Here is a 25,655-nt window from a genome sequence, read left to right on the forward strand (position 1 = left end):
CGTTTTAGTGAAGATAATTTTGCTCGAAATATAAAAATTTAATGGTGATTATGGATAAATTTTAATTTATCGTAACGTAGCAGCTATGCCAGAGATAGATGTAAAGCGCTGAAAAATCGGGTAATTATTTTCAAATCCGTTATGTTGATCTGATAACAATCAGACTTATTTCAGCAGCTCTATTTTAATTACCTGACAGATGTTGAAACAAGTATAGTATATTTGAAATGCATGAAAAAGAAAACATTTAAGATTCCGCACAAAGTAATATGGCTGAGTTCTTTTTTTCTGGGTGTACTCACTTCCATTCCCAAAATTGCCCAACACCGTTTTAATTTATACGAAGCCCTTGCCGATGCAGCCGTAACCTTTCTTTTTGCCGTATTAATCTGGTATTATAATGTATTTACCCTTCCTGCTTACACCTCACGCGATGTAGCCAGCGGTTTTTCGATGATTCGGCTCATTAAAGGTCTTTTCTTCGGTATACTTTTAATGTTTTTACTTTCATGCCTGCAACAATATTTGCTCAGTTCCATTCATTTTGGCCCCGTAATGCTCATGTTTGAGGTAAGGGGAATACTGGTAAATATTACATTCTACATGTTCCTGAACCTCCTGTACCAGAACTACCAAAACCAGCAGGTAGGTATCGAACTCGAAAGAACAAAATCTGATAATCTGGGAGCGCAATACGAACTCTTAAAACAACAGGTTAATCCGCACTTCCTTTTCAACAGCCTCAATACGCTGAAGTATATGGTAGAAAGTAACGATAAACATAGCGTAGAATTTATCCTTAAACTTTCAGATTTTTACCGTTTTACGCTGGAAAGCCGCAAGCACGACCTGATTAAACTAGCCGAAGAACTGGATATTTTAGAAGCTTATCTCTTTTTGTTAAAGGCCCGTTTTGAAGAAGGCATTGATCTTTCTATTGATATTGATAAAAGTTATCAGCAATCGCTCATTCCACCTTTTACGCTCCAGCTTCTGATTGAAAACTGCATTAAACACAACGTCCTCTCGATCCACAAGCCCCTGCAAATCAGGCTATATATGGATGGTAATTTTATTGTAGTAGAGAATAAAATCCAGCCTAAGCGTACCCCTGAGGCCTCAACCGGAATTGGTCTCGAAAACATTAACCAGCGCTACAGCCATTTACTGAACAAAGAGATCATCATTACCAAAACAGACACCCATTTTAGTATAAAACTTCCCCTTATACATGAAGATTATCATCATTGAAGACGAGCTGAAGGCTGCCAAGTCTTTATCAAGCCTTATTAATAAAATACGTCCGAAAGCACAAGTTGTAGCTAACCTGCAAAGTATTGACGATGCTGTGCATTATTTTTCAGAAAACGAGCAACCCGATCTGATTTTTATGGATATCCAGCTGTCGGACGGCCTTTCCTTTGAAATTTTTCAATCGGTAAAAATCAGTTGTCCGGTAATTTTTTGTACTGCTTATGGCGAGTACGCGATGGATGCCATTAAAGCCAATGGTATTGATTATCTGCTAAAACCTTTTTCGCAGGAAGACCTGCAAAAGGCCTTTGAAAAGGTAGATCAGTTTCAGAATTTTTTTCAGCAAAATAAGCTCCCGGATATGGATGAGCTGATTAAACGAATTGGGCCAAATGAAGGGAAAAAGAGTTTTCTGGTGTTCAAACACAATAAATATACAACGGTTCCTACCGAGCAGATTGCTTTTATCTACATCCGCAACGACTCGCCAACCATTATGACCTTGAAAGAGGAAGAATATACCCTGAACCAATCGCTGGATACCATACAAGGGCAGCTTTCTGCTTTGCAGTTTTTTAGGCTTAACCGCCAGTACATTGTTAATTTTAGCGCGATCAAGGAAGTAGAGCACTATTTCGACCGTAAGCTATTTGTTAAACTGGTTATCCCCTCGCCCGAAAAACTGCTGATTGGAAAAGAAAAAACAACTGCATTTTTAAACTGGCTGGAGAACAGGTAAGCTAACCGGAAAATTGTTGTTCGAGAATGTGCCTGATTTCCTCACGCACTTCCTTATGTCCGGCTGTTTCATTATCAATTACTGGCAGCTGGAGCAACCCTGGCTTGGTGCAAATATCCGACATTACAATCGATAAGGCGGCCATACAGCATAAGGTAACGTCAGGGGTTAAAGTTAAACTGATCATCATCTGATAAAAAAGCGGAGACAGATTTAAACATCTGCTTCCGCGGTTAAATTGATTATACTAAATTAATTTCGACAGGGATATTGCCTTTGGTAGCTTTTGAATACGGACAGGTTTGGTGTGCAGTATCGGTTAGCAACCTGGCTTCCTCAGTAGATAAGCCGGGTAGGCTTACATTTAACCTGGTTTGCAAACTGTAAGCGCCATCAGTTACACAAAGATCAACCTCAGCATCAACCGCAAGACCGGCAGGTAAAGCTATTTTGTACTTTGCAGCGGCCAGGCCGATTGCGCCAATAAAACATGCCGACCAACCCGCAGCAAACAGTTGCTCAGGGTTTGTGCCTTTACCGTTTGAACCTGGCGAAGAAAGTGCAATTTCTAATTTTCCATCAGTACTTTTTGAGTTGCCATCTCTACCGCCTGTAGTGTGTGTTTTTCCTGTATATAATACTTTTGTGCTTAAATCCATTGTAGGATTTCCGTTTTGATTATTTTCCATTGTATTATGATTTTTAAATTTTTTATTCAAAATTATTGCTTAAACAGCGGGCTAACGACCATAATCTGGTGAGTCAGGCAGATTACCCGCTAAGCCGGACATTTTCCGGGTTGAGTTTTTTATCAGTTTTTATTCTTCTCCATCAGGGAGGAAGCCACTTTTCTTTTTCCTTGTAATTTCCATCACCATTTCGCATTGCTGAACATTTCGTTCGAACGGCGGACTAAGCAGAAATAACATGGAGAGCATTGAAACTAGTGTAACCATAAATTTGCTGTAGCCTTTTTTGATTGTATTTTCCATGGCTGTAAAGGTTTAATGATGTAAGCTGGCATTGTTTTTTTGTTCAAATTGGGTCGCTTTGGTAGCGGCGATGAGCTTACCGGTGTTTTGGTTTTGCAGCAAACCAATAATTTCCCAGTCTTTTTCGTTGTAGCCTTTGGGCAATGAAACCGAAACGGCTCCGATTCCCTCAGCACTGATCTTTTCGCTTTGCAACTTCCGTACAATCTGCACATGCGACAGGGTTCTGCCTTCGTTTTCACCTCTGGCTACTTGGGTACTGGCAGCTTTTTGTACAACAGCAATTAACAGTTTACTGCCCTTTGCTTCGCCCGAAGCCTGATAATGTACTTTAAAGTCCTGATCAGTTTGGTGCCATTGAAGCTTAACCTCTGCGCTTGCTTTGGTACCCAGCTGGGTCGAAATGGCATTGCGAATGCTGGCTTCTTCCGAACCGATAAATTCGTTTGCACCGTTAACAATTACCTGTGGGGTATAAATTTGTGGCAAGCCTAACCACTGCCCATACTGCGCCTGCCTTTTCGAATATTCCGGATTCCCGAAAGTGTCTTTCCAACCTAAGCGATCAAAATAATCGACATGATAAGCAAGCACAAACAAATCTTTTCCGGCTGATTCTTTTTCCAGCCTGGCTAAAAGTTCATCGGCAGGCGGGCAGCTCGAGCAACCTTCCGAAGTAAACAATTCGACCACAGCAAAACCTTTTCCGGACGTTTTAACGGGAGTATCTTTTCCCGGGGTTTTATACATTGACGCAAAGGCCGTAATGGAAAGGGTAATGACAATGAAGAAATTAGCCAACCATAAAATTTTCGTTATTTTCATGTTTCTGTGTTTTTTGTTGCTCAAAACTATCTCAAAAAACCCTCCTGCCAAGGTGCAAAATGGCCAGACTAGGCATATTAAGGCATGAAATGGTAAGTAGGTATACTCAACCGGACAGTAGAATTTGGAAATTATCAAACTCATCCCCCTCCCCCTAACCGTCATGCTGAACTTGTTTCAGCATCTCCCCTGTTACACCGTAATCTTTAATCGCGCTCTGAAATACAAAATCTCATCCCCCTGCCCCCTTCAAAGGGGGACGAGATCATCCTTATTCAATAAATTCTGACTTTTTTCGTTTTAATGTTTTGTGATGCAAACTCCAAAGACTGTAACAACAAGAAGCTAAAGCCGTCTAAAACTTTTAACTACCTCAAAATGTTTAACTAAAAAACAAAAAAAACGACATGGGAATTTTAAAAACAGCAATTATTGGTGCTGCGGTTTACGCAGGCGTAAAATATATCACGAAGAAGGACCCAATTACGGGCCAATCGATAGTAGACGAATTAATGGATAAAGCACCGCAATGGGCTGATAAGGCAAAAAATTATACACAGGATTTGAAATCAAAGCTGAGTAATGCTGCCGAAGATTTTGCCAGATGAATACCCATTAACAATAAACAGGCAGATCAATCGAGATACCTGTTTCTGTAAAATTTAGCAACAAAAAAAGCGCTCCGATTTAAAATCGGAGCGCTTTTTCTTTGTAAACCATTGGTCAAACACCAGTGAGGTTTTAAGTTTTAAAAAGCATCAAACCAGAGTTTTGTTGTTAATAAATCGGCTCCCTGACTGCTAACAGCATTTTTATAATTCTGTCCGTTTAGCGATTGCTCAGTACCCGGATAAATAAAACGCACAGGGATTTTACCATTTAACACCGTATTTACCGAAGCCGTTAACTGCGGATAATCCAGTCTACGCTGCTCTGCCCAGGCTTCCAGTCCTTGCCCAAATAATGCAATCCATTTCTGCTCACCGATTGATTTCTTAAAGTTTGCGGCATCATAAACTACAGCGGTCTGACTGATGTAACTATCAACTGCGGTTCCGCTGATATTATACTGTGCAAACGATGCCCGGATAGCCTGCTTATATAAATCCTCAGCATTTTCTGTCGTGAAACCACGTGCAGCCGCCTCAGCGCGATCGAAAAGCAATTCGGCATAGCTAAAAATTACAGCTGGCGCTTTGGCATCCAGAAAATAAGTACCTGGTTTAGATGAATTAGCTAAACCAATAGCACTGGCTTCGGAGTTGGTAGAACCATTTGGAATGCCTACATAGGTTTGGGGCGTAGTATTTTCGGTTCTACTCGCATATACCGATAATCTTGGATCGCTAAGCGAAAAAAGTTTATCTACAATGGTTTTACTGATCCGGTAATCGTTACGGGTTTCGAATGATGCTGCAACCGGATTCTGTTGTGGCGAAACATCATATTTTAGTATTGCATTTTCTGCATTACTGCTGATGTAAGCACCACCTTCGGCCTGTATTTCGTCTATTACCTGTTTGGCCTTAGTTGCATCTTTATCCGCAATACGCAAAGCGATACGGAGGCGCAGTGCATTGGCAAACTTTTTCCACGAAGCAATATTATTGCCGTAAATTACATCACCGGCAATGGTTTTTCCCGAAGCAGGATCGAGTGCTACTTGAGCAGATTTCAAATCGTTTAAAATACCGTAATATACATCCTTCTGTTTATCGTAAACAGGTGTAACAAATTGTTTTATTTTTCCGGCCTGCGAATATGGAATATCGCCATAAGCATCGGTAAGCAATAAAAATACCCACGACCTCAATACCAATGCTACACCTTTATAATTGGTGTTGCCTTGCGCATCGCCCAGTTCGATAATTTTATTAAAGCCTGCAATACTTTGCGCATAACCGGTAGACCATAGCGAGGTAAAACTGCTGTTCGAAAAGATAAAACGATCTTCTTCTGTGTATTGCACTTTAGCCCAGTGCTGCGCAAAAAGCAGGCTCGAATTCATGTTATTGGTTACGCCCCAATAGGTATCTACAGTGGTTTTGGTCGTTCCTGTAAGTAAATAATCGGGTTGCGCAACTTCAGGAGCATTGGGGTTAATGTTCACCTCATCGAGCTCTTTTTTGCAAGATGAAAAGGCAAGGGCCAAAATGGCGAATATATAGAGTTTCTTATTTTTCATGATGGGAATATTTAAAATTTAACATTCAGGTTAATACCATAACTGCGGGTACTTGGGTTAGAAAGACTTTCTAAGCCCTGACCATTGCCGGTATTAAAAGCTACTTCAGGATCAATATCAACCGTATTGCGGTGAATAATCCACAGGTTACGGCCAACAAGCGATACCGAAACACCCTGTAAACTTAGCGAGCGCAACCATTTCGTTGGCAGGTTATAACTTAGTTTCACTTCGCGGAGTTTAACATAAGAAGCACTGAAAATATTGGCTTCATCGATATTCCTGAACGATTTGTAATACTGCTGGGCAGGTAATATTTTTTCGTTGCGTTTGCCATCAGCAGTTACCCCGTCAAAAATAACCCCGTCATCGTAAACAGTTTCACCAGCCGGAGCTGCTCCGTTTAACCGTACAGTTCCTTTGGTTTTATCGTTACCCGGATAATAGTAAGCAATGCCGCCATACTCTGCAGCCCTGCCTGGTAAAGTTGAGGCTAACACGCCGGTATAAGTACCTGTAGCATATGTACCGTTGTAAATAGAGCCGCCAATGCTGGCATCAACCAACACGCCTAAACTAATGCCCTTATAGCTAAAGGTGTTGTACACACCACCAATCCAATCCGGAGTATATTTACCCAATACCTGCTTGGTTGGGTTGGTAGCCGGAGCGCCGGTTGCATTTACAATAATATTGCCGTTGCCATCTCTTAAAAACGCGGTACCAAATAACGATCCATAAGGTTGACCCACAGTAGCAATTACCTGTGCTGAGTTAGAAGCTACAACATAATTGGTTAATAATTTTTCGGCATCCAGCTCAATTACCCTGCTCCTGTTTGCGGCAAAGTTTAGATCGATATCCCAGGTAAAAGCCTTTTTAATTGGCGTAATGCCCAACTGCGCCTCTATACCTTTATTGTTGATTTTTCCGGCGTTCAACAATTTTGAACTAAAACCGGTACTCTGGCTCACATCTGCCGCTAAAATCTGGTTATAACTATTGGTATTGTAAGCACTTAAATCGAAACGCAATCTTTTGTTAAAGAATACCGCCTCAACACCCAATTCGGTTGATGTGGTGGTTTCAGGTTTCAGGTTAGGATTAAGATCAATAGATCCTGTATTCAGCTGTGGATTTCCATAAAACGGAGCGCTAAAAACATAGGTATTAATCAAACGGTAAGGATCTGCATCTTTACCTACTTTAGACCAGCCACCACGTATTTTTAAATAGTTAAGGGCATCGCTTTTAATATCCAAAGCTTCGGTAGCTACAAAACTTCCATTAAACGAGGGGTAAAAATACGACCTGTTTTGAGCAGGCAAGGTAGACGACCAATCGTTACGGGCAGTAATGTTGGCAAAAAGGTAATTTCTGAAACCAAGTTGCCCTGAAGCATACACACTATACGATTTTAAACGTGACAGGTTATTTGATGATACCAATGGATCGCGTGAGTTTTTAAGCGTATAAAGTCCAGCAATGGCCAGTTTAGGTGCACTTTGGTCGTTTTGTTCGATATACTGCCTGCGGATATTCCCCCCACCCAGCAATTCGAGGCTAAAATCATCGTTTAGCTGTTTGTTAAAGTTTAAGGTTGCATCGGTATTGTTTTCGTTTACCGTAAAAGCACTTTCGGTGTACGATCCAAATGGTGTTCCGTTGGTACCATAAGCAATCCGTACTTTACGCCTGTCGTTATAATAATCCGTTCCTGATCTGAAATTTAAATCAAGCCCGTCTATGATTTTATAATTCAACGCTAAACTTCCGATTATGCGGTTCCTGTTTTGCGATACCGTATTCTCGTAAGCTACCCAATATGGATTGCTGTAATAGCTGTTATTCCAGTTAAACGTTTTTCCATTCTCATCCAAATAATTTTTCAACTGGTTAATATCAACCTGACGACCAAACCAGGTAAACTGCAACATGGTACTCGTAGAGCGCGAACCACCTGTACCCGGTAAGTTATCCGAATTAAGTTTACTGTAATTGGCATTAGCCGTTAAAGTTAATTTCGGGGTTATTTTAAGGCTGGTATTCAGCACAAACGAATTTTTCCCCTGTCCCGAATTAGGCACAATACCTACCTGTTTTAAATTGTTGTAAGAGATCCTGTAATCGTATTTTTCTCCGGCATCTGCAATCGATACACCGTTATTTAAGGAATAACCGGTTTGGAAAAAATCGCGAACATTATCCGGATGCGCTTCAAAAGGAACAGCTACACCTTTAGAGAAAAACTGCGGAATTAGCCTGCCATCCAGTTTCGGTCCCCAGCTCTCATCAACCCCGTCATTTAAACCTTTACCAGCACCATCCACATAGCTAAATTTACCTTCAGAACCTTGTCCAAAAGCATTTTGATATACCGGAAGGGTAAGCAGGCTTTCTAAAACCGCGTTCGAGTTAACGGCAATTCCCAATCCTTTTTTCGATTTACCGGTTTTGGTTTTGATGAGGATTACGCCTGCTGCAGCCCGCGATCCGTACAATGCGGCTGCATTTGGGCCTTTAAGCACACTCATTGATTCAATATCTTCAGGATTGATATCCGAAATGGTATTGGCATAATCCCGGGCACCGGCCGAGTTTAACTGCGAGTTATCAACCGGAATTCCATCTACCACAAACAGTGGCTGGTTGTTACCGGCAATGGAAGTTTCACCCCTGATTACCACGCGCGACGACCCCATACTTCCCTGGCTATTGGTTACCCTTACACCGGCAATTTTACCAGCCAGGGCATTAACCAGGTTCGATTCTTTAGCTTCGGCCAAATCCTGCCCCTTTAATTCCTGAACGGCATAACCCAGCGATTTCTTTTGGCGCGATATACCTAAAGCAGTAACTACAACCTCATCAAGCGACTGATCGCTCGATTGCAATACCACAGCGATAGGACTACCTTTAACAACAGGTATTTCCTGGGTTTTAAAGCCAATGTATGAGAATATAAGGGTAGCTTTTTCGGGTGCGTTAATGCTAAAAACCCCTTTACCATCGGTAGTGGTAGCTTGTTTGGTTTCTTTGATCAAAACAGAAACACCCGGCAGGGTTTCGCCCTCGGCCGATTTTACCGTACCTGTAACAGGTACATTTTGCGCAAGTAACTGCTGCGCCGTAAAGAGCAGCAAAATAAACGCTATTGATTTAATTTTTTTGAACATCTTGTGTTGTAATAATTAGTTAATGGAGACAATAATTTGGGCAATACCTTTCCACCACGGCTATAAACCGTATTTTTTGTTTAAAAAATGAAAGGATTGGTTAGCTTAAAAGCCCGTTAAAATGAATGCATCTTAACAGGGCATACGCATTCGGAAATACCTCGTTTGGTTTAAATAAATAGATTTTAGTACGTCTGTTTTTTTCATCTGGAAATGATCATTAGTAAATAAGTTACTTTCAAAAAAGCCCGGGTACAAAAAAAGCACCTCAACCAAAAGTCAGAAGTGCTCCATATTAATAAGGATAACGCAAACTGCTGACTTAACTACCCCAGATTCATCCGGGATGGAATTAGCACCATTTCTAAAACTTAGATGGTTGCTAAGGCTTCACAGGGCCATTCCCTCCGCCTTTCTTGATAAGCATTTTTAAATAACTGGGGCAAAGGTATAATTAAATCCAGTAATTCTATAGTTTTTATATATTTTTTATCTGAAAATTTTTTCTTGCCAAATACGAGCCGTATATTTGTCGACCAATTTAGTCGATTAAAACACATCCCAATGAATCTGAAATCAATTTTCACAGCCGTTTTGACCATATCAACTACCATATCCTTTGCACAAGATCAAACCGTATTGGCCAATCATACAGGGGTAAAAGCCCATAAAGAAAAGTCTAATGCCTTTGTAGCACTCGGCAGCTGGCGCGGAGTTGCCAAAGTAAAAGAAGGATTGGAAATCCCTTTCAACTTTGATATCAACGAAAAAAATGGTCAGCAGAAATTATATTTCCGCAATGCCGAAGAAAGTTTTGAAGGCGGTTTAGTTAAACAAACTGCCGATTCGCTTTTTGTCAAACTCGATCAGTTTGATAACGAACTGGCATTTGCCATAACTGGCGATCAGCTTACCGGCACATTAAGAAAACAAGGCCAGACCGGTAAACCTTTGGCCATTGTAGCCGAGCGTAAAAACTACCGTTTCGAAACAGACGGTAAACCTGTAACAGCCAATTACTCCGGAAGCTACGATGTGGTTTTCAAATCGCCAAATGGCAAGGACGAAAAAACAGTAGGTTTATTTAAGCAAACAGGCAACAAACTTACCGGTACTTTTTTACGTGTAACCGGCGATTCGCGCTACCTGGAAGGCGTGGTAGAAGGTAACGAATTTCAGTTATCAAGCTTTATTGGCTCCTCTCCTGCTTACTACAAAGGCACTTTCCAGTCCAATGGCACTTTAAGCGGTGAAATCTTAGGTGCAAGAGGAAGTCAGCCTTTTACAGGTGTTAAGAATGCCAACGCTGCCCTGCCCGATGCCTACAAACTCACCTACCTGAAACCGGGTTATAAAACCCTCGATTTTAGTTTCGCAGATGTTAATGGAAAAAAGATTTCGTTAAAAGATGAAAAATACAAAAACAAGGTAGTTGTTTTAACCATCACTGGCAGCTGGTGCCCCAATTGTGTAGATGAAGCTACCTTTATTGCCCCTTGGTATAAAGAAAACAAGAAACGTGGTGTAGAGGTTATTGCCTTACATTACGAACGCTCTACTGAGCCAGAATATGCTAAAAAAGTAATGAGCCGTTTCCGAGAGCGCTTTGGTATCGAATACGATCAGGTTATTGCCGGTACAGCCGATAAACAAGTGGTAGCCGAATCCTTACCTGCATTAGATTCGTTTGTATCTTTCCCTACTACCATTATTATCGATAAACAGGGAAATGTTGCCCAAATACACACCGGCTTTAATGGTCCGGCTACAGGCAAATTTTACGACGAATTTAAAAAAGAGTTTAATACCGAGATTGATGCTTTATTGAAGAAGTAAATGCAATCTAAACCTTTGTTCCCTGGTTAATTAAAAGTACTAAGCCGTAGCCACCATCTTTTTGTAATCGCGTGGGGTTACACCTTTGGCTTCTTTAAAAAACCGGTTAAAATTAGACAGACTATTAAAACCACATTCGTAAGCCAGGTTACCGATTTGCCTTTCGCCATCGGTAATCAGCTTGCAGGCATGGCCAATACGTACTTCATTTACAAACTCAACAAAAGTTTTTTGGGTGCGGCTTTTAAAATAACGGCAAAAAGCCTGTTTATTCATGTTAATCAACGCGGCAACATCGTCCAGTTGCATATCGGTAGCAAAGTTTTCAAACACATACTTAAATACCTTATCCATCCTGTCGTTATCTTTTAGCTGGTAGGTATTGGTATAACCCTGACTGGCCAGTAAATCGTACTCTTTGGTATGGCTCAATACCTCGAGTATTTTAAACAGCGAAATCATTTTCGGAAAATCTTCTTCCTCTTTTACCAGCTGTACCAGGAGTTTTTTTAACTGCGATTTGGTTTCCCCATAAAACTTCATTCCCCGACCGGCTATCTGCAATACCGCTTTCATTTTCTGCATATTACCCAGCTGTGCCAGCAATTCGATCAGCTTATCCGGATTAAAAAATACCGAAATAGAACGCGCGTGTTTCTGGTTTACCTTATCGTCAAAATAGGCTTCGCGGTTGTACCAAACATGCGGAATATTGGAGCCAAGAAAAATCAGCTCACCTTTTTCAAAATTTTCTATACTATCGCCAATAATGCGTTTGCCTTCACTTTCAACCATGTAGGTAATCTGACATTCGACATGAAAATGAAAAGCTGTAGAAAAGTAAGGCTGATCTATTACCTTCGTTTTAAAGATCTCATTATCCAAACCTTCCAGTATTTTAGCAAAAACCGGTTTCATAAGGGCATTTTTATATAGTTTATATTTGGTTAGGTCAATACCACGCCAAACACTGCTTAAGTGAGCAGATCCTATTTGGAGATAACAACCTTGAGTCAAATATACGCTACATTATCAAAATAAAGCAAACAAAGTATAATACTTGCTAAAATAACATCAAAAATAGCAAACAGAGCTTTAGAATTTAGTCTTTCTTCGGCCTAACTTTGAGTAATTACCCATACTAACCAAATCAATAAAATGAATCCGTAACCCGACAAGGTTAAAAATTAAGGATATAAAATGAACCAAAATTTACATCAAAAAGTAATCCTGTTAACGGGCGGCGCCGATGGTATTGGCTGGGAATGTGCCAAAGCCTACAGTAATGCAGGTGCCATTGTTTGTATAGCAGATAAACACCCCATTACTGAACAAAAATTAAGCGAACTGGCTAAACCTAATACTTTTATCCAATGCGATGTAAGCCAGGAAGCAGCAGTACAGGCTGCAATAGAAGCAGTGATTACCAAATACAACCGTTTAGATGCCATCCACAACAATGCAGCTATTGCCAGTCCTTCAAAACCTTTACATCAAACCAGCGATAGTGAGTGGGATTTGTTAATGAACATTAACCTGAAAAGCATTTTATTTACCACCCGCCACGGGCTGCCACATTTAAAAGCCTCAAAAGGAAACATCCTCAGCACCAGTTCGCTGGTGGGCAGTATTGGTCAGGAAAACCATGCCGCTTACGTGGCTACCAAAGGCGCTGTAAATGCCTTAACCAAAGCCATGGCTTTAGATTATGCTCCCTTTCAGGTGCGGGTAAATGCCGTTTCACCTGCAGCCATCAATACGCCAACACTACAAGCCTGGAGCAACGAACAGCCCAACAAAACAGATTTAGAACAATACCTTAACAAATTACAACCCTTAGGTAACATGCCCTATGGAGATGTAATTGCCGATGCCTGCGTATTCCTGCTGAGTGATGCAGCACGCTTTATAACCGGTACCATTTTGCCGGTAAGCGGTGGTGCAGAATTAGGTTACAGAACCATTATTTAAAATATGATCCATAAAATTAATATACTCGACAAAAGATTTGAACTGGCTACAGGTGCTGGTAGTGATGCTATACATAAAGATCCGCAATACTCTTATGCGATAGCTCAACTGGGCGATGATAGTGGCCTTACCGGTAATGGCCTGGCTTTTACTTTAGGCGAAGGCAACGACCTGGTTTGTAAAGCAGCTTCCTTTTACGCCGATAAAATAAAAGGTAGCGATATTGAAGAGCTGATGGCCGGTTTTGGCCAAACATTTAAAACCCTCTCAAACGAGCAGCAATTTAGATGGCTAGGTCCGCATAAAGGAGTGGTACATTTGGGCTTAGCCGCTGTTACCAACGCGTGTTACGATTTGTGGGCCAAAAAACGTGGTGTGCCGCTTTGGAAATTATTGATTGATTTAACACCCGAACAAATTGTAAACACGCTCGATTTATCGTACCTGGAAGATGTATTGACCAAAGACGAAGCAATTGAGCTTTTGCAGTCCCAAGTCGATTCGAAGAAAGACCGTGAGGGCATTTTAGCAACGGGTTATACCGGTTACGATACCTCAGTTGGCTGGTTTAATTACGACGACGAAAAAGTACGCGAAAACTGTAAGAAAGCTATTGATAATGGTTTTACCGCCATGAAATTAAAGGTGGGTTCTGCCGATCCGCAAAGAGACATACGCCGAGCCAATATTGTGCGCGAGGTAGCGGGCGAAACCTCGAAGGTAATGCTCGATGCCAACCAGCAATGGACTTTACCCCAGGCCATTTCTATTTGCAACGAGCTCAAAAACATGAATCCTTATTGGGTAGAAGAACCTACCCATCCCGATGATGTTTTAGCACACCAAACGCTTGCCAAAGCCATTGCACCAATAAAACTGGCATTGGGCGAACATGTACCTAACCGCATCATCTTTAAAAACTACCTGCAAACTGGCTGCACAGGTTTCGCCCAGGTTGATGCCGTGCGTGTAGGTGGAGTTAGCGAGTTTATTACCATTAGCTTAATGGCTAAAAAATTCGGTATTCCGGTGGTGCCGCATGTTGGCGATATGGGTCAGCTGCACCAACACCTGGTACTGTTTAACCACATTGCCATGGGACACGAAGCTTTATTTTTAGAGCATATCCCACACCTTAAAGCACACTTTGTTAATCCGATTAAAATTGAAAACGGCGTCTATGTTACCCCTCAGGAAGCCGGATCGAGTTGCGATTTAAAATAAACAGCCCATGATTAGTACTATAGATATTGTTATTACCATTGCCTATATCCTGTTTATTGTAACCATAGGTTTATGGAGCGGACGCCGGAAAAAGGAAAAGACAGAAAGTTCATCCAACGATTACTTTTTGGCTGGCAAAACCCTAAAATGGCCTATGATTGGCCTGGCCTTATTTGCCACCAATATTTCTTGTTTGCATTTGGTTAGTCTGGCTCAAAGCGGTTTCGACAGTGGTTTGCTGAATGGTAATTTCGAATGGATGGCTGCCTTTACACTCATACTGCTGGCTTTGTTCTTTATTCCTTTCTACATCCGATCGGGCGTAACTACCCTACCCGATTTTTTAGAAAGGCGTTATAATAAAGCTTGTCGCGATTGGCTGGCCTTTGTTTCCATTATTTCGGCCATTATTATTCACATTGCATTTTCTTTTTTAGCAGGTGGTATTGTACTCGAAACACTTTTCGGCATCAATATGTACACCAGCATTGTGGTTATTGCCGCACTTACCGGGCTCTACACCATTATTGGTGGTTTGCGTGCAGTGGTGGTTACCGAATCCATCCAAAGCGTAGTACTAATCGCGGGGGCACTTATTATTACCTGGTTCGCGTGGAACAAGGTTGGCAGTTGGGATCATTTAACCACCGTTTTGCAAAACAATCAGGCTGCTGATAAATTAAGTATGATAAGGTCTGTAGGCGATAAAAGTGGCCTGTCATGGGTGGCCGTATTTTTAGGTTATCCTATTCTGGGCATCTGGTACTGGTGTGCCGATCAAACCATTGTACAACGGGCTTTAGGTGCAAAAGATGAAAACCACGCCAAAGCCGGAGCACTTTTTTGCGGCTTCATTAAAATTTTACCCGTTTTTATTTTCGTATTGCCCGGTTTGTTTGCCTACGTATTATACAAAAGCAATGCAATAGATTTAAGCAGCTTACAGCAAACTGGCGCCAACGGTGCACAAACCTTAAACACCAAAGGCATTTATACCTTAATGATTACCCAGTTACTGCCTAAAGGTTTGGTAGGTATTTTGGTAGCGGCCTTATTATCGGGTTTAATGAGCCAGATTGCCGGAGCATTAAATTCGATTGCCACGCTAAGCAGTTTCGATCTGTATAAAAGATATCAACCCAATGCGAGTGATGCCAAACTGGTAACTGTAGGGCGCTTATCCGCTGCTATTGCTCTACTTGTTTCGTTTGTTCTGCTGCGATTTCTTAACCAATATACCAGTTTATTCGAAGGCATTAATGATGTAATTGCACACATTGCCCCTCCCATTACCTGTGTATTTTTATTGGGTGTTTTCTGGAAAAAAGCCTCAGCAAAGTCGGCACAATACACTTTATGGTTGGGTTCGCTGCTTGGAGTTGCTGTTTTTGCGGTCAACAAGTTAAATCCGGAGACCATTATCGGCCAAATTCCCTTTATGATGATGGCTTTTTACCTGTTTTGCGCCTGCGTAGTTATGCAGGTATCATTCTCATACATCTACCCTGTTCAACATACAGCTGAAAGCAGTAAGCTCTACTGGAAATCGTTTTGGGAACCTTTACAGGTAAAAGGCTGGAGCGGTATTGGCAATTATAAAACCTTATCCGCTTTATTGCTGGGCATTATGGCGGTATTATACTGGGTTTTCAGATAGTTTAAAACCTAAATTGATTGATAACACAAAACCAAATAAACCACATGAAACAAACTAAATTTATTTACCTTCTGCTATTTGGCCTGCTGAGCAATCTGGCCTATGCACAAACCAAAACAAACCCGGCCGTAATGAAAGATTTTATGGATAAGCGTTTCGGCATGTTTATCCATTGGGGGCCGGTAAGTTTACGCGGCACCGAAATTGGCTGGTCGAGAGATAAACAGGTCGAGAAAACCGATTACGATAACCTGTACAAGGAGTTCGATCCTACGCTGTTTAACGCCGATGATATTGTTAAAACGGCTAAAGATGCAGGCATGAAATACCTCACCATTACTGCCCGTCACCACGATGGTTTTTGTTTATGGCCATCTAAATTTACCGAGTACGACATTGCCCACACACCCTATAAAAAAGATATTGTAGGCGCTTTAAACGAAGCCTGTAAAAAACAGGGCATCAAATTTTGCATTTACTATTCGGTACTCGATTGGTACCATCCCGATTACCCGATTCATTCCTCTGCCAGCCAAACTATCGACCCTAAAGCCGATATGACCAAATACGTCAGCTACATGAAAAACCAGCTGAAAGAACTCATTACCAATTACGATCCATACATGCTTTGGTTTGATGGCCAATGGGAAAAACCATGGACAGATGAAATGGGTAAGGATTTATACAGTTACTTAAAAAAATTAAAACCTGATGTGATTATCAATAACCGCTTAGGAAAAGAATTTGCGGCTATGGAAAACAAAAAAATCGATCATTCGAAAATGGTGGGCGATTATGATACCCCTGAGCAAACCGTTGGTCATTTGAATATGGATACACCATGGGAAAGCTGTTTTACCATTTGTAACCAATGGGCATGGAAACCGAATGATAAAATGAAATCGTTGAAAGATTGCTTAACCATCCTTTCCAAAACGGCTGGCGGTAACGGAAACTTATTGCTAAACGTAGGTCCTATGCCCGATGGCCGCATTGAAGCCCGGCAAATTACCCGCCTCAAAGAAATTGGCCAGTGGCTAAAAACCAATAGCGAGGCGGTTTACGGTACTTTCGGCGGTCCCTACCAACCTACCGATGCCTATGCAACTACCAGAAAAGGAAACAAACTTTTTGTGCATGTACTTAAAACCGATGCTGATGCCATCAGCTTAAAAAATATTCCAGCACGGAAAGCAGTAAAGGCCAATATTTTAGGCGGAGAAAAAGTTTCGGTTGAACAAGGCGCAACTGATTTTAAAATCAGCCTGCCTAAAAACCAGGCGGGCGCTTTACAATATGTTATTGCAATCGAAATGGATGGCGATATTGAAAAAACAGCAGTGATTAACTAATATAAAACGGCTATGAAAAATTTCAAACAAGGTTTTTTGATCATTTCAATAGGTTTAATGCTCTTAACCGCCTGCAATCAGTCGAAAACAACCGAAACAATTGCAACGGCAGAAACACCTAAAAACATCAGGCGTTTTGGTTCGGTAACAGGTTTAAAACCCGAAAAAATAGTCTACTATAAAAAACTACATGCTGCTATTTGGCCAGGCGTTAAACAAAAAATCGCCGACTGCAACATTCGCAACTATTCCATTTACCTAAAGGAAATTGACCAAAAGTATTACCTCTTTAGTTATTTCGAATATGTTGGAAAAGATTTTGAAGCCGATATGAAAAAGATGGCTGCAGATACCACTACCCAGCGCTGGTGGAAAGAAACTGCACCTACTCAAATTCCGCTACCCGATGCAGCTGCCAAAAATGAAACATGGAGCAGCATGGAAGAAGTTTTTCACCAGAATTAAACCCAACAATAAACTATAACAATGCAAACCGGGCCTGGAGTAATCCAGCTCCGGTTTTTTACATAAATTAAGGTCTAAGTTGTACGACTTAACAAGGCAGCATAAGCCAAAATAACAATACATACAAACGAAGCAATAGTCCTGATCCGTTGAAACATGTTCCAGGCAGGCTCGAATTTATTTCTCAATGCACTTAATTCGTGTGCATCCATTTTATCTAAACTGGCACCATCCAAAAGATTATTTAAAGGTACATTGCCTACCATGGTTACCATAAAAACCCCACCAGCATACAATAGTGTAGCTGCCAGAAGCAAATAAAAAACCAAAGTCATACTCCTATTGTAAAAAAGCCAGGTACAAACGGGTAACAATATCAAAGTTCCCATAAAGCTGATAAAAAAAAGTGGATTTAAAATTGCACGGTTAATGGATTGCATAGCCTTTAAAAACGAAAGATCAGATAAACGGGTAAGACCCGGTAAAACAGAACAGGAATAAGCATAAAAAAGACCGCCAATAAGCGCAGTAGATACTGTACTGAGTAAAAGTACCAGGTTTTTCAGAGTCATAAGAATGTTTTTTAATGGTAGATAGCGTGTAGCCATTCGAATTTAAACAATTATGGCTAAAATATATGTTCAATTCGGAGCGTAATTTTAAAGCAAGAAACCCGGCGTGGGAAAAAACCCGCTAATACCATATCTAATTAAGAGCGTTAATTTAGATATGGAAGAGCGTTAATCAGATAAAAGACAGGTATAGGTAGATGTATTAAAATGAACGGGAAGATTGTTTTGTATAAGTAAATTGCTTTATTTATTACATTACATACCGAAGGTCGCATTCGTAAACGACTTTACAAACCAGGTTACACAGATCGGTCTGTTTTCGTTATGAATAGGTGCTATTACAGGTTGAGGGCTGAAGTAATTACCACAATATCCGTAGCACGGCACCCACTATTCCCCTTTTCCAGATTAAATTTAACCTTTGTTCCTACTATTAATAAAGGCCTAAATAGCCCTTTTAACTGCTGATTATCTGCATAAATCATTTCCGTGCAGCCATCGGCAGCGATAAACCCGAACCCACGTACCGGATTATACCACTTAACTACTCCTGTATAAATCATAAGGCATGTTTTTACAATAATTTAGTCAACTTTAACACAATCTAAAAGAAAACTGTATGAATAGTTAGATTTTCGTGATGAAAAGGTGTAATTTCGTTATGTATACAAATGATAGATTAGGAGATGATTAAGTGTATAGCTATAGATGACCAGCAGAGCTCAATTGCGGGACTGGAAAAGTACATCGAAGAGACACCAAATATGCGATTAATAGGAAGTTACACCGATCCGCTAACAGCTTTAAGGGAATTGAAGAAGTTAGATCAGGTTGATGTGATTTTTATGGATATCCAAATGCCCCAGATTTCGGGTCTCGAACTTTCTAAAGCTGTACGTGCGAAAACCAGAAAACTGATTTTCACAACTTCGCATACCGAATATGCCTTTGAGGCTTTCGAAGCCGATGCAGATGCTTATTTACTAAAGCCTTATGGTTATGCCAAATTTGCCCTTACTTTGAGCCGCCTTTTCGGTGAAGAAATGGAAAATGGCAGTGAGGAAGCTTATTTTCTGGTCAAAAATAAATCGGAAGAGCACAAAGCCGTTATGGTTCGCTATGCAGACATTATCTGTTTTGAAAGTTTTCACAATTACATTAAGATACACACTAACGATAAGGTAATTATTGCCTACCTCAGCTTAAAAGATGTAAAAGAGCAGCTGAGTATTAAGAAAGGTTTTATACAGTTACACAGAGGTTATATCATTGCTATCGATCATATTTTGCACATTGATGGCACACGGGTAACCCTGAGTAACCACACCAGTTTTACCGTTGGTGATATTTATTATAACGATTTTAAAGCGTTTTTTACAGATAGATTAATCATCAGCAGCCGTAAAAAATAACGGCTGCTGATGATTAAAAGTTACGGCAAAACTATACCAGAGGTAGACCCCGTGGTTGTTTGAGTCGGATCGGTAAGTGGCTGTTGTAAACTACCATTACTGAAAGTGTTTTTTTTGAATTTAAATAGTGTTCTTCGGATTAATTTTGGTGTTTTCATATTGTTTTTTTTTTCGAAAACTAGCGTCGAAAACACCCTGTAACACTAAGGATTATATAGATGGTAAGATTATCATGGCAGATAGGTTAAATTGGAAAAATAGCCGCATATGGAACTTTTTAATACATTACAAACCACATATGATGATGTGGGCTGTTTTTATTTTTTGGGAGTCTATTGTAGTCGGCATCTATTCTGGTTACATCGGAACTTTTGGCAACTATGCCATACACTATCTGCTTAATATTTCGATCTTCTATTTACATGTCTGGTTATTAGAAAAGGCTACGGTTTTTCCACGTAACGCCCCTTTAAAAATAACGGCACTGGTATTGGCCGAAATTTCCATGTATATCATTGTGGTTTACTGGGTAGACAGCTTACTTTTTGCTTATACGAACATCATAACAGGCGAATTGGCCGATTTTAAAACGAGAGTTTTTAGGCTTTTGCACAGAGGTTCAATGTTTATGCTCTTTTCTACCGGTTATTTCTTTTTAAAGCGCTACTTAAGTGAAAAATCGGAAAAGGAACGTATTGAAAAACAACGTTTTCAAATGCTGATTGAAAGGGAAAAAGCAGATAAGGAGCTTGCTATGTCGAAAAATGCTTTCCTTAAAGCTCAGATCAATCCGCATTTACTTTTTAATACTTTTGAATTTATCCATCAAAAAATAAGACAGCATGATCCGGCCGATGCGCAGATTATGATCCATCTATCGGATATGATGCGTTTCGCGGCAACCACTGAGCATAATCGGGATTATATTAAGCTCCATGAAGAAATTACTCAGTGCCAGAATTTGATCAAATTACATGAATTTACCCAACAACAGGTTTACATTGAATTCGCTTATTCTCCTGATGTTTTGGAAGTCAGGCTAATCCCACTGGTATTATTAACCATGCTTGAAAATATGTTTAAACACGGACAGCTTTCAGATCCATACAACAAAGCAACGGTCGATATTTATAGGATAGATGAAGTATTAAAAATAGAGAGTCGAAATCTTCCTGGTTTGATAAAAAGCAATATTGGCTTTGGCTCAGGACTGGATAACATCAAAACAAGATTAGATTATGCCTATGGCAACAGTGCTCAAATGGAAAGCCTCATTGATGAGGATGGTTTTTACTGTTTGTCTATTTCCATTGAAGAAGATGTATTGACCACCGCATTTGACGAAAAGATGAAAGATATAGTTGCTGCTTCTTAGCACCACAAATTTTAAGCATATTAAACCTATATACACCATAATGATAAACAGTTTAAACTTGAAAAACAGCAATTTTAAGCATTGGTTAATTAACTATAAGGTTCATCTCATAGTCTGGTTAATATTTATTACATGGGAAACCATAGTTGTGCTTTCTATTGGTCAATCCATGGGTAAGTTTGTCAATTTTGTAGTTCATTACCCCATCAATATATTTTTATTTTATATAAATGTTTGGGTATTAGAAAAAGCTACAGCTTTTTCTAATCAATCGTTCTGGAAAGTCATATTGTTTGTTACCCTCGAAATCTTCATCTATGTAACATTTGTTTTAGGCCTGGATAACATGTTAAATGCTTATACCAGTATTATGCCTGGCCCCCTGCTCGAATTTAAAATAAGGTTATTTAAGTTAATCAATAGAGGTTCTTACTTTATGATTTTTTCGACAAGCTATTTTTTCTTAAAACGGTATATTACCGAAAAAGCAGAGAAACAACGTATAGAAAAACAGCGTTTCCAAATGCTAATTGATAAAGAACGAATGGATAAGGAGCTGGTAATGGCTAAAAATGCGTTCCTGAAAGCCCAGATTAACCCGCACCTGCTCTTTAATACTTTTGAATTTATTCACCAGAAAATAAGGCAGCATTCGCCCGAAGATGCACAGGTAATGGTTTACCTTTCGGATATGATGCGCTTTGCGGCAGCAACCGAACACAACGAAGGTTACGTTAAACTGAGTGATGAAATAACCCAATGCCAGAACCTGATTAAACTCCATCAGCTTACACAGGGACAGGTTTTTATTGAAGTGGCTTTCTCCCCTGATGTTTTAGAATTAAGGTTAATCCCGCTCGTACTCTTAACCCTGCTCGAAAATATGTTTAAGCACGGGCACCTGTTCGATCAGGATAACAAAGCAACCATTGATGCGTATATGGTTGATGGAATATTAAGAATTGAAAGCAGAAACCTGCCCGGATTGGTTAAAAGTAATATTGGTTTCGGGTCTGGCTTAGACAATATCCGTACACGCTTAGATTACACCTATGGTAATGGAGCCGAAATGAATGCTTTTATGGATGAAGATGGTTTTTATTGCCTTTCTATCGCTATCCGGGAGAAAGCGCTTGCCGCAGCTTTCGATACCCAGCAGCAGGATCTGGCCATCAATTATCCCGTATAGTAAGTAAAAAAGTACCGGAACTAATATGCTCCGGTACAAATCGAGACGGGTATTGATTTAAAATTATACTATTGGCAGGTTGGTAAAGTAGTAGACCAATCGGTACTCTCCATGTTGGTTAAAGTAGCTGTATGCCCCTTCCCGGTAGCATCGGCAGCAGTAGTGCCACTGGCTTCATTAAATTTCCAGTAAGCTTCCAAACCTGTGCTATTCGTAGCCACCGTACATTTATTGTTTTGGATCTGTGTTTGCGTTAATGCCGTTTTCCAAACCCTTAGCTCATCAAACAGGCCATTAAATCCACGGTTGGCATCGTAACTTCTCGAGATTTGAAAGGTTCCGCTGGCCGAGATGGTGCCCGTAGCCGATAAACTGGCATCGAGCACGCCATTGATGTAGATTTTCATTGTTGTGCCATCGTAAGTAGCGGCCACATGGTACCAGGTATTGGCACTTAACGTTGTTGCCGAATTGAGTTTTTTAGGTGTGGTTCCACCAGTATTTAATACAAACTGAAGTTTATTGTTGGCTAAAGAAGCATCGCCCAGGCGCAGCAAAGCTACATTGGCATCGCTTACCTCTATCCCCATAATGGTAGAAATATATGGCGAAGCACTTTTAAAACCATTAGGTCTTATCCAGCCCTCTAAAGTTAATCCTGTACCAGCCAGGTTAAAACTGTTCGAATTTAAGTACTCGTTGGTACCATCAAACAACAAAGAAGTATTGCCGTTTGCAGGCGGTGTTGTACCATTGCCATCAATACAATTGGGCTTAACTGCCGTTGCCGAGCTATACAACGAATTAGAAATAGACGAAAGTTTGGTTTGCGAATTATTGGCTACGTTATACACCATAGCACTGGCCAGACCGTTATTTTTAACGTAATTGGCTACTGCCGTTTGGTCGCTATTTCCCAAATCGGTTCCTAAACCCAGTTTAGCTTTGGGTACACCTGCATTAATATAAGGCTGTAACCTGCTGGCATAATTGGTAGAAAAATAGGTTTGCTCAAAAACATAATCAAGTATATCGCCTAGTTTTTGTCCGTTATAAGTGCTATTAAAATAATTGGCCTGGTTAAATGCGGCCATGGTAATGAGTTTTGTACTGCCTAACCTGGCCCTCAAAGCCGCAGCGGCAAGCACCAACGAGCCATCATTTGCAGTACAGGTAGAATATTCATCGTCAATATCGATGCCATCCAAACCATATTGTTGCACAGCATTGGCACATTGAAGGGCAAAAGCATCGGCCTGTGCATAAGTAGTAAAACAGCCCCAGCCCGCATCTTGATGGTTGCCCAGCACATCAAGCAATACATTTATGCCCAGCGATTGCAGGTAGGCTACTTTACCCGAATTAAGCACATCCTGCACCTGTGGATTAAAACTCAATGTAGGTACCCCATTAACAGAATTGATATTCGCTGCAAAAATTACCGAGATTCCGAATAGCTGTTTGGCAGGCGCACCATAAGTGTAACAACCCGGATTTACAAAGTTGTTGCTGTTAACCTCTACATAGGCGGTAACAAAAGGCCCCGAATTCAAGGCTGATGCATTGGTGAGCGCCTTTAAATCTTTTTTAGCACTAAAAGTACTGGTTTCGTCATTTTGGGTGTTTCCTTTTTTACAGGCGTAAAAAATGGTGAAAACGGCTAGAAGTGCCACTCCCATGGTCATTAATTTTCTCATAATTTTTGATGTTTTTGGTTAGAAATTGTTTTTATTGGTTATAAAAAGAAAAGGCAGATAGGGTTTTAAATCCTACCTGCCTGCTCCTTAAAAATTAGCTTTATTTACATCCCACCATAATCTGGTTCCTCCGTTATCTGGTCCGCCAAGTAAAGTAACTGCTTTGCGTACCTCATCTTTGTTGCCATTGCCATACTCTGCTGTTGGATAAGGTAACCTGCGGATTTGGGTTTGTGTATTTATTGTTCCGCCACTGTAGTTATTGGCTACAGTAAATAATTTAGGATAGCCTGTTCTGCGGAAATCGGCCCATGCCTCTGCCCCATCAGGAAAAATAGCGATCCATTTTTGTGTAATAATCCGTTCTAATTTAACTTCGTTCGATGCTGCTCCATCCCATTTAACAGTAATAGTGCTTACTACTGCTGCATTATTGGCTGGGTTTTTCGGATCTACATAAGCGGTTGGTTTGCTTACTGCATCGGCCAGGTAGCTGCCTGCAGCAACATTCCATTGTTGCATAGAAGTAGTTATACCCGTTTCATAATTGGCTTGCGCATCACCAGCGCCTGTCCAGCCACGTAAAGCTGCTTCGGCTTTTAAAAACCATACTTCGGCAGCTGTCATTAAAATTTGCGGTGCTTTTTGGCCAATTGGTGCTTTTGCATTATCAGGCGTAGTCGCATTCAAACTCGAGTAGGTTTTATAACCGGCTTTACCTAAACCATTAAAAGAGGTATTAGCTCCTGAGCGGATACCGATATACTGACCAGCAAACAAAGGATCGGTTGCAGGAGTACAATATATAGGTAAGCGCGGATCTGAATAACCTACCAGGTACGATTGTAAGGCTGCGCCCATGGCATTATCGCCTTCGTAGTTTACCGTTACATTCCAAAGGTCGTTATTTCTGTTACCCGATTGTGCTACCGCAGCATTGTCGCTGGCAACAGTCATTAAGCCACCCGTTGCAGCCATTGCTTTTTCTGCCTGTAATTTTGCCGTAGCCGGATCAACTTTAACAATACGCACAGCTAAACGCAATCTTAATGAGTTGGCCAATTTAAGCCATTTTACAGCATCACCACCATAAACCAGGTCACCAGAATCAAAATAAGCTTTTTTACCCGGATTGGCAGTTATAAATGCCTGCAGGTTATTTGCTGCTGTATCAATCTGTTTAAAAAACTCGGTGTAAATTGTTTTCTGATCGTCGTAAGCTTGCGAAATCAGCGATTTACCAGCTTGCGTATATGGAATTGGCCCAAATTTATCAGTTACCCGATCCATGGCAATTACCTGTACCAAAAGTGAAATCCCCACGATTCGGGCGCCGTTGTTTTTAAAGGTGATATGGCAATTTTAGAAATTGGCGCCATCACATTGGTATACTGATCGTTAAAACCAGCTTCGTTCCAGCCATTGTTAAGCGCATAGTTCATGTTATTAATACCGCCACCAAATGGTGTTGGCGCCATCATATAACCACTATAAGCATCTGAACTTAAGTTCTGTGCAATCTGGTAATTGGAAAATATATTCTGTTGAATCGGGCCTATTGCCGATTTTAACAAAGCTAAACTCTGCTCAGTTGTAGGTAAATTATCGTTGGTATTAAAACTTTCGAAGTTCTTTTTACAACCCGAGTTCAGGGCTGCTGTAGCCAATAAAACTAAAGATAAACCTTTAATTTTATGGTATGCTGGATGATATATCGATTTCATTTTTGTACTG

At 40.6% G+C, this 25,655-nt stretch carries 24 protein-coding genes and 1 riboswitch; of the genes, 12 read left to right on the forward strand and 12 right to left on the reverse strand.

Going from position 1 to position 25,655, the window contains the following annotated elements; genetic code table 11:
- The first annotated feature begins 231 nt into the window (after positions 1-231).
- Together G7074_RS25025 and G7074_RS25030 are read left to right on the forward strand one after the other, a co-directional pair.
- Complete coding sequence (locus tag G7074_RS25025) at positions 232-1,251, forward strand: sensor histidine kinase (RefSeq protein WP_166211932.1); 1,020 nt, start codon at positions 232-234, stop codon at positions 1,249-1,251.
- Positions 1,232-1,993: a LytTR family DNA-binding domain-containing protein gene (locus G7074_RS25030; RefSeq protein WP_124559856.1), complete on the forward strand. Its 762-nt coding sequence runs from the start codon at positions 1,232-1,234 to the stop codon at positions 1,991-1,993. The genes G7074_RS25025 and G7074_RS25030 overlap by 20 nt, the downstream gene beginning before the upstream one ends.
- Before the next feature lies 1 nt (position 1,994).
- Here G7074_RS25030 and G7074_RS25035 read toward each other — a convergent pair whose 3' ends face one another.
- The 4 genes from G7074_RS25035 to G7074_RS25050 form a co-directional block, all read right to left on the reverse strand.
- The gene (locus G7074_RS25035; RefSeq protein WP_124559855.1) at positions 1,995-2,183 is read right to left on the reverse strand and encodes a hypothetical protein; all 189 of its coding nucleotides are present in this window, start codon (positions 2,181-2,183) and stop codon (positions 1,995-1,997) included.
- 52 nt (positions 2,184-2,235) lie between these two features.
- A complete protein-coding gene (locus G7074_RS25040; protein ID WP_240916411.1) occupies positions 2,236-2,682 on the reverse strand; it encodes an organic hydroperoxide resistance protein in 447 nt (148 codons plus the stop codon).
- A 129-nt stretch (positions 2,683-2,811) separates the two neighbouring features.
- Positions 2,812-2,985 carry a hypothetical protein gene (locus G7074_RS25045; RefSeq protein ID WP_158674033.1) on the reverse strand — a complete coding sequence of 58 codons (174 nt, stop codon included), beginning with the start codon at positions 2,983-2,985 and terminating at the stop codon, positions 2,812-2,814.
- A gap of 12 nt (positions 2,986-2,997) precedes the next feature.
- Positions 2,998-3,810 carry a thioredoxin family protein gene (locus G7074_RS25050; protein WP_166211935.1) on the reverse strand — a complete coding sequence of 271 codons (813 nt, stop codon included), beginning with the start codon at positions 3,808-3,810 and terminating at the stop codon, positions 2,998-3,000.
- A gap of 407 nt (positions 3,811-4,217) precedes the next feature.
- On the opposite strand from G7074_RS25050, the gene G7074_RS25055 reads away from it, so the two are divergent.
- Positions 4,218-4,418, forward strand: coding sequence for a YtxH domain-containing protein (locus G7074_RS25055; protein ID WP_124559853.1), 201 nt, complete (start codon positions 4,218-4,220; stop codon positions 4,416-4,418).
- A 140-nt stretch (positions 4,419-4,558) separates the two neighbouring features.
- On the opposite strand, the gene G7074_RS25060 is transcribed toward G7074_RS25055, so the two are convergent.
- Together G7074_RS25060 and G7074_RS25065 are read right to left on the reverse strand one after the other, a co-directional pair.
- Positions 4,559-5,995: a SusD/RagB family nutrient-binding outer membrane lipoprotein gene (locus G7074_RS25060; RefSeq protein ID WP_166211938.1), complete on the reverse strand. Its 1,437-nt coding sequence runs from the start codon at positions 5,993-5,995 to the stop codon at positions 4,559-4,561.
- Between the two features lie 11 nt (positions 5,996-6,006).
- Complete coding sequence (locus G7074_RS25065; RefSeq protein WP_166211941.1) at positions 6,007-9,171, reverse strand: SusC/RagA family TonB-linked outer membrane protein; 3,165 nt, start codon at positions 9,169-9,171, stop codon at positions 6,007-6,009.
- A 319-nt stretch (positions 9,172-9,490) separates the two neighbouring features.
- Positions 9,491-9,597, reverse strand: a riboswitch (SAM riboswitch).
- Positions 9,598-9,735: 138 nt separating this feature from the next.
- Between G7074_RS25065 and G7074_RS25070 the strand changes: the two genes are divergently transcribed.
- Positions 9,736-11,007: a peroxiredoxin gene (locus G7074_RS25070; protein WP_166211944.1), complete on the forward strand. Its 1,272-nt coding sequence runs from the start codon at positions 9,736-9,738 to the stop codon at positions 11,005-11,007.
- Between the two features lie 39 nt (positions 11,008-11,046).
- Here G7074_RS25070 and G7074_RS25075 read toward each other — a convergent pair whose 3' ends face one another.
- Positions 11,047-11,925, reverse strand: a complete 879-nt coding sequence (locus G7074_RS25075) for an AraC family transcriptional regulator (RefSeq protein ID WP_166211947.1) — start codon at positions 11,923-11,925, stop codon at positions 11,047-11,049.
- Between the two features lie 282 nt (positions 11,926-12,207).
- Between G7074_RS25075 and G7074_RS25080 the strand changes: the two genes are divergently transcribed.
- The 5 genes from G7074_RS25080 to G7074_RS25100 are packed head-to-tail and all read left to right on the forward strand — an operon-like array spanning position 12,208 to position 17,676.
- Positions 12,208-12,978: an SDR family NAD(P)-dependent oxidoreductase gene (locus G7074_RS25080; RefSeq protein ID WP_166211950.1), complete on the forward strand. Its 771-nt coding sequence runs from the start codon at positions 12,208-12,210 to the stop codon at positions 12,976-12,978.
- A gap of 3 nt (positions 12,979-12,981) precedes the next feature.
- Positions 12,982-14,202: an enolase C-terminal domain-like protein gene (locus G7074_RS25085; protein ID WP_166211953.1), complete on the forward strand. Its 1,221-nt coding sequence runs from the start codon at positions 12,982-12,984 to the stop codon at positions 14,200-14,202.
- A gap of 7 nt (positions 14,203-14,209) precedes the next feature.
- Positions 14,210-15,859: a sodium:solute symporter gene (locus tag G7074_RS25090; protein ID WP_166211956.1), complete on the forward strand. Its 1,650-nt coding sequence runs from the start codon at positions 14,210-14,212 to the stop codon at positions 15,857-15,859.
- A 44-nt stretch (positions 15,860-15,903) separates the two neighbouring features.
- On the forward strand, positions 15,904-17,211 hold the full coding sequence (locus G7074_RS25095; protein WP_124559845.1) for an alpha-L-fucosidase: 1,308 nt from the start codon (positions 15,904-15,906) through the stop codon (positions 17,209-17,211).
- A 12-nt stretch (positions 17,212-17,223) separates the two neighbouring features.
- Positions 17,224-17,676: an L-rhamnose mutarotase gene (locus G7074_RS25100; RefSeq protein ID WP_240916412.1), complete on the forward strand. Its 453-nt coding sequence runs from the start codon at positions 17,224-17,226 to the stop codon at positions 17,674-17,676.
- A 74-nt stretch (positions 17,677-17,750) separates the two neighbouring features.
- On the opposite strand, the gene G7074_RS25105 is transcribed toward G7074_RS25100, so the two are convergent.
- Positions 17,751-18,248, reverse strand: coding sequence for a DUF1772 domain-containing protein (locus G7074_RS25105; RefSeq protein WP_124559844.1), 498 nt, complete (start codon positions 18,246-18,248; stop codon positions 17,751-17,753).
- 338 nt (positions 18,249-18,586) lie between these two features.
- Positions 18,587-18,811, reverse strand: coding sequence for a cold shock domain-containing protein (locus G7074_RS25110; RefSeq protein WP_124559843.1), 225 nt, complete (start codon positions 18,809-18,811; stop codon positions 18,587-18,589).
- Positions 18,812-18,934: 123 nt separating this feature from the next.
- Here G7074_RS25110 and G7074_RS25115 point away from each other — a divergent pair, with 123 nt between their 5' ends.
- From G7074_RS25115 to G7074_RS25125, 3 genes are all read left to right on the forward strand, one after another.
- Positions 18,935-19,660 carry a LytTR family DNA-binding domain-containing protein gene (locus tag G7074_RS25115; protein WP_124559842.1) on the forward strand — a complete coding sequence of 242 codons (726 nt, stop codon included), beginning with the start codon at positions 18,935-18,937 and terminating at the stop codon, positions 19,658-19,660.
- A gap of 232 nt (positions 19,661-19,892) precedes the next feature.
- Complete coding sequence (locus G7074_RS25120; RefSeq protein ID WP_124559841.1) at positions 19,893-21,035, forward strand: sensor histidine kinase; 1,143 nt, start codon at positions 19,893-19,895, stop codon at positions 21,033-21,035.
- 58 nt (positions 21,036-21,093) lie between these two features.
- Entirely contained in the window at positions 21,094-22,224 is a 1,131-nt protein-coding gene (locus G7074_RS25125) for a histidine kinase (RefSeq protein WP_166211959.1), read from the forward strand.
- Positions 22,225-22,292: 68 nt separating this feature from the next.
- On the opposite strand, the gene G7074_RS25130 is transcribed toward G7074_RS25125, so the two are convergent.
- From G7074_RS25130 to G7074_RS27760, 3 genes are all read right to left on the reverse strand, one after another.
- Positions 22,293-23,921: a LamG-like jellyroll fold domain-containing protein gene (locus G7074_RS25130; RefSeq protein ID WP_166211962.1), complete on the reverse strand. Its 1,629-nt coding sequence runs from the start codon at positions 23,919-23,921 to the stop codon at positions 22,293-22,295.
- Between the two features lie 87 nt (positions 23,922-24,008).
- The gene (locus G7074_RS25135; RefSeq protein WP_255456758.1) at positions 24,009-25,244 is read right to left on the reverse strand and encodes a SusD/RagB family nutrient-binding outer membrane lipoprotein; all 1,236 of its coding nucleotides are present in this window, start codon (positions 25,242-25,244) and stop codon (positions 24,009-24,011) included.
- On the reverse strand, positions 25,217-25,645 hold the full coding sequence (locus G7074_RS27760) for a SusD/RagB family nutrient-binding outer membrane lipoprotein (protein WP_255456759.1): 429 nt from the start codon (positions 25,643-25,645) through the stop codon (positions 25,217-25,219). Before G7074_RS27760 ends, G7074_RS25135 begins: the two co-directional genes overlap by 28 nt.
- Positions 25,646-25,655: the final 10 nt, after the last annotated feature.

The organism is Pedobacter sp. HDW13 (genome assembly GCF_011303555.1).
In the GTDB taxonomy this organism is placed as follows: Bacteria; Bacteroidota; Bacteroidia; order Sphingobacteriales; family Sphingobacteriaceae; genus Pedobacter.

Coding starts and splice junctions, on each gene's coding strand:
- G7074_RS25090 (WP_166211956.1), top strand. CDS start 14,210: ATGATTAGTACTATAGATATTGTTATTACCATTGCCTATATCCTGTTT.
- G7074_RS25100 (WP_240916412.1), top strand. CDS start 17,224: ATGAAAAATTTCAAACAAGGTTTTTTGATCATTTCAATAGGTTTAATG.
- G7074_RS25085 (WP_166211953.1), top strand. CDS start 12,982: ATGATCCATAAAATTAATATACTCGACAAAAGATTTGAACTGGCTACA.
- G7074_RS25070 (WP_166211944.1), top strand. CDS start 9,736: ATGAATCTGAAATCAATTTTCACAGCCGTTTTGACCATATCAACTACC.
- G7074_RS25045 (WP_158674033.1), bottom strand. CDS start 2,985: ATGGAAAATACAATCAAAAAAGGCTACAGCAAATTTATGGTTACACTA.
- G7074_RS25115 (WP_124559842.1), top strand. CDS start 18,935: ATGATTAAGTGTATAGCTATAGATGACCAGCAGAGCTCAATTGCGGGA.
- G7074_RS25055 (WP_124559853.1), top strand. CDS start 4,218: ATGGGAATTTTAAAAACAGCAATTATTGGTGCTGCGGTTTACGCAGGC.
- G7074_RS25075 (WP_166211947.1), bottom strand. CDS start 11,925: ATGAAACCGGTTTTTGCTAAAATACTGGAAGGTTTGGATAATGAGATC.
- G7074_RS25080 (WP_166211950.1), top strand. CDS start 12,208: ATGAACCAAAATTTACATCAAAAAGTAATCCTGTTAACGGGCGGCGCC.
- G7074_RS25060 (WP_166211938.1), bottom strand. CDS start 5,995: ATGAAAAATAAGAAACTCTATATATTCGCCATTTTGGCCCTTGCCTTT.
- G7074_RS25030 (WP_124559856.1), top strand. CDS start 1,232: ATGAAGATTATCATCATTGAAGACGAGCTGAAGGCTGCCAAGTCTTTA.
- G7074_RS25105 (WP_124559844.1), bottom strand. CDS start 18,248: ATGACTCTGAAAAACCTGGTACTTTTACTCAGTACAGTATCTACTGCG.
- G7074_RS25130 (WP_166211962.1), bottom strand. CDS start 23,921: ATGAGAAAATTAATGACCATGGGAGTGGCACTTCTAGCCGTTTTCACC.
- G7074_RS27760 (WP_255456759.1), bottom strand. CDS start 25,645: ATGAAATCGATATATCATCCAGCATACCATAAAATTAAAGGTTTATCT.
- G7074_RS25065 (WP_166211941.1), bottom strand. CDS start 9,171: ATGTTCAAAAAAATTAAATCAATAGCGTTTATTTTGCTGCTCTTTACG.
- G7074_RS25095 (WP_124559845.1), top strand. CDS start 15,904: ATGAAACAAACTAAATTTATTTACCTTCTGCTATTTGGCCTGCTGAGC.
- G7074_RS25120 (WP_124559841.1), top strand. CDS start 19,893: ATGGCAGATAGGTTAAATTGGAAAAATAGCCGCATATGGAACTTTTTA.
- G7074_RS25110 (WP_124559843.1), bottom strand. CDS start 18,811: ATGATTTATACAGGAGTAGTTAAGTGGTATAATCCGGTACGTGGGTTC.
- G7074_RS25025 (WP_166211932.1), top strand. CDS start 232: ATGAAAAAGAAAACATTTAAGATTCCGCACAAAGTAATATGGCTGAGT.
- G7074_RS25035 (WP_124559855.1), bottom strand. CDS start 2,183: ATGATGATCAGTTTAACTTTAACCCCTGACGTTACCTTATGCTGTATG.
- G7074_RS25050 (WP_166211935.1), bottom strand. CDS start 3,810: ATGAAAATAACGAAAATTTTATGGTTGGCTAATTTCTTCATTGTCATT.
- G7074_RS25040 (WP_240916411.1), bottom strand. CDS start 2,682: ATGGAAAATAATCAAAACGGAAATCCTACAATGGATTTAAGCACAAAA.